This is a genomic window from Bradyrhizobium sp. (assembly GCF_036009065.1).
Taxonomy (GTDB): Bacteria; Pseudomonadota; Alphaproteobacteria; order Rhizobiales; family Xanthobacteraceae; genus Bradyrhizobium.
The window spans coordinates 1-3,584 of record NZ_DASYMN010000059.1; the positions used below are offsets into that span (position 1 = coordinate 1).

The 3,584-nt window shown below is 64.5% G+C and carries 4 protein-coding genes; 3 read left to right on the forward strand and 1 reads right to left on the reverse strand.

Annotated features, from left to right (window positions below; translation table 11 throughout):
• From VGP39_RS03945 to VGP39_RS03955, 3 genes are all read left to right on the forward strand, one after another.
• Positions 1 to 589 (forward strand): SDR family oxidoreductase (locus tag VGP39_RS03945; protein WP_327566797.1); only part of this gene is annotated, 589 nt, incomplete at its 5' end.
• 27 nt (positions 590 to 616) lie between these two features.
• Complete coding sequence (locus tag VGP39_RS03950) at positions 617 to 1,582, forward strand: amidohydrolase family protein (RefSeq protein ID WP_327566798.1); 966 nt, start codon at positions 617 to 619, stop codon at positions 1,580 to 1,582.
• Positions 1,583 to 1,607: 25 nt separating this feature from the next.
• Entirely contained in the window at positions 1,608 to 3,002 is a 1,395-nt protein-coding gene (locus tag VGP39_RS03955; RefSeq protein ID WP_327566799.1) for a serine hydrolase, read from the forward strand.
• A gap of 246 nt (positions 3,003 to 3,248) precedes the next feature.
• On the opposite strand, the gene VGP39_RS03960 is transcribed toward VGP39_RS03955, so the two are convergent.
• Positions 3,249 to 3,584: glutathione binding-like protein (locus VGP39_RS03960; protein ID WP_327566800.1), on the reverse strand; the 336-nt coding region annotated here is incomplete at its 5' end.

The window sequence follows — 3,584 nt, forward strand, 5'->3', positions numbered from 1 at the left end:
CCTGACCAACACGCTGATGACCGACATGAAGCGCTTCGACCTGATGATGGGCATCAACACCCGCGGCACCTTCATGGTGTCGAAAACCTGCATCCCGCATCTGAAGAGGTCCGAGAATCCGCACATCCTGATGCTGTCGCCGCCGCTCGACATGAAGACAAAATGGTTCGAGCATTCGACCGCCTACACCATGGCCAAGTTCGGCATGAGCATGTGCGTGCTCGGCATGGCCGGCGAATTGAAGCGCGACGGCGTCGCCGTCAACGCGCTGTGGCCGCGCACCACCATCGCCACCGCGGCGGTAGGCAACCTGCTCGGCGGCGACGCCATGATGCGCGCCAGCCGCACCCCGGAGATCATGGGCGACGCGGCCTATGCGATCTTCACAAAACCTTCGCGGGAATTCACCGGACATTTCTGCATCGACGACAAGGTGCTTTACGCCGGCGGCGTGCGCGACTTCGAACCCTATCGGGTCGATCCAACGGTGCAGCTAATGTCGGATTTCTTCGTGCCCGATGACGACGTGGCGCCGCCCGGGGTTACCGTGCTGCCGCTGCCGTCGGTTTCGGCTGCGACGAAGCGTTAACACAACCATAACAGGGAGGAACACTCGATGCCGACACGACGCGACCTTCTGCTTGCTTCCATTGCTGCCGGAGTTGCCATGAAAACCCGAACCGTTTTCGCCAAGGCGGCGCAGCCCGCCACGCCGGTGAATTTCGAGGTGCCGGCCGGCGCCTGCGACTGCCACACCCATATCCACCCCGACCCGGCAAAATTCCCGTTCTTCGCAGGCCGCGTCTACACGCCGGAACTGGCCTCGCCCGAGGAAATGTCGGAACTGCACAAGGCGCTGAAGATGGAGCGCGTGGTGGTCGTGACGCCGAGCATCTACGGCACCGACAATTCAGCGTCGCTGTTCGGCATGACCGCGCGGGGAGCCACGGCCCGCGGTGTCGCCGTGATCGATGACAAGACTTCCGAGAGCGACCTCGACGCCATGGGCCAAGCGGGTTTTCGCGGTGTCCGGCTCAATCTCGCCACCGGCGGCACCAGCGATCCCAATGTCGGACGACAGCGCTTTCAGGCCGCCGTCGAGCGCATGAAGAACCGCGGCTGGCACATCCAGATGTACACGTCGCTTCCGATGATTTCCGCGATCAAGGATCTGGTCGCGACGTCGCCGGTAACGCTGGTGTTCGACCATTTCGGCGGCGCGCAGGCCGCGCTCGGCGTGGAGCAGCCCGGTTTTGCCGATCTGGTGGATCTGGTGAAATCCGGTAAAGCCTATGTCAAGATCTCCGGCGCCTATCGCGCCTCCAAGCTCGGGCCGGACTATCCCGATGCCGCGCCGCTCGCAAAAATGCTGATCGCGGCGAACCCGGATCGCATCGTCTGGGGCACCGATTGGCCGCATCCGGATTCGGTCACGCCGCCCGGAAAGCAGATCACCGACGTGACGCCGCTGTTCCAGATCGACGACGGCCGCCTGCTCAACCAGCTGCCGGTGTGGGCGCCCGATGCCGCCACCCGTAAGAAAATCCTGGTCGACAATCCGGCCCGCCTTTACGGATTCTAGGCGCCAAACGCGCTAGAGAATCCGCATGCCGCGAAAGCTTGTCGCAGGCGGCTTGATCCTGGCGATACTCATTGCGTTGGTTGCTTTGGGTATCGCCTTCCGCCCCGATCGCGCGATCCGTGTCGCCACCGGCTTCGTGGCCCACACGATCTGCTCGAAAACTTTCGTCTCCGGGCTCGATCCGCAAACGGTGTTCGCCGAAACCCTGGACCGCCAGGGCATCCGCCGGCTGCGCCGGGGCCTGAACTATCGCCTCGACCGCGCAAGCGGAATCGTCGATGCATCGTTCGCCGGCATGCTCGGCAGCCGCGCGGCGTTTCACGATGGCTTCGGCTGCGTCACCCTTGTCGGGCCCGCAAAACCCTATTTGCTCAAAAGCGACATCGCCGCGTTGAAGATTCCGAAAACTCCTCCGCTGCTGCCGGAAATCGCCGGTGCGTCCGTGGTCGAACCGTCCGACGCGAAATTGAAGACAGCGCTCGATCACGCCTTCGAGGAGCCGGCCGAGCCGCCGTTCCGCAGAACAAAAGCGGTGGTTGTGGTGCAGGACGGCAAGGTGATCGCTGAGCGCTACGCCGACGGCATCGGCGTCGACACGCCGCTGCCCGGATTTTCCATGACCAAGTCCGTAGTCAACGCCTTGATCGGTCTTCTCACGCAACAAGGCCTGGTCACCCCGTCTTTCACGGCGCCGATCGCCGAATGGCGCAGCGCTACCGACCCGCGGCGCGAGATCGAGATCGAGCATCTGATGCGCATGACCACCGGGCTCGCGCTCGATGAAACCAATTCCGGTTTCGATCTGTCCAGCCAGATGCTTTATCTGTACGACGACATGGCCGCACCCGCCGTGCAGGCTCCACTGATCGCGACGCCGGGAACGCGGTGGGCCTACAGCAGCCCGAGCACGCAAATCCTGGCGCGGATCATCCGCGACGCCGTCGGCGGGCCCGAGCAGACGCTTCGATTTGCATGGCGCGAGCTGTTCAATCCGCTAGGCATGCGCAACGTCACGCTGGAGTTCGACGGCAGCGGCACGCTGCAGGGCTCGTCCGCCATGCTGGCCAGCGCCAGGGATTGGGCGCGCTTCGGTCTGCTCTATCTGCAGGACGGCGTGGTCGGCGGGCAGCGCATCCTGCACGAAGACTGGGTCGATCTTTCAGCCGCCGCGACGCTCGACACAGACTATGGCGCCGGCTTCTGGACCAATCGTAGCGAGCACGCGCACGCTAAGGGCCGCGTCGCAATGGGCATCCCGCGCGACGCGTTTTTCGCATCCGGCGACCTCGGCCAGCGCATCGTCATCCTGCAGTCGCAGCGGATGGTGATCGTGCGGTTAGGCGACTCCGTCGATCCGACCGGCGACATCCGCGGCCTCGGGCGGCTCGTGCGCGAGGTGATCGCGGCGACGCAAAAATGACCGCGTGTCCCGGACGCGGTGCGGCATTCTTCATGCCGCTCCGCAGAGCCGGGACCGTACCAAACACCGAACCGTCATGGCCGGGCTTGACCCGGCCATCCATCTTCTTCGCAAGACTCTGCTGAAGATGGATGGATGCGCGGGTCAAGCCCGCGCATGACGAGAGAATCGTGCTTGGTACGGCCCCGGCTCTGCAGCGCACCGCTTCGCAAGTGCTACGCGCTGCGCTGCGTCCGGGGCACGAGGTCATCGTCCGATTGTATACGGCCCGCCCTTCTCCAGCGCCCGCGCATAGGCCGGCCGTGCGTGGATGCGCTCCAGCCACGCCATCGCCTTCGGAAGACCCCCATCGAGCCCGGCGCGCGCGGCGGCGGCTTCGAGCGGAAAGCTCATCTGGATGTCGGCGGCGGTGAAGCCGCTGCCGGCGAACCATTCGCTCTTGCCAAGTTCGGCTTCCCAATACGCCATGTGCTGCTTGAGCTGTGGATTGACCATCGTGGTCAGCGCCTGGTTGGACACCTTGCGGACCAGCGGGCGCAGCAGCGCCGGCGCGCGCTTCGGCATCAGCGTGAACAACAGTTT

Excerpts from the sequence above, each read along its gene's own strand:
- VGP39_RS03950 (WP_327566798.1), top strand. The coding sequence starts at position 617 with ATGCCGACACGACGCGACCTTCTGCTTGCTTCCATTGCTGCCGGAGTT.
- VGP39_RS03955 (WP_327566799.1), top strand. The coding sequence starts at position 1,608 with ATGCCGCGAAAGCTTGTCGCAGGCGGCTTGATCCTGGCGATACTCATT.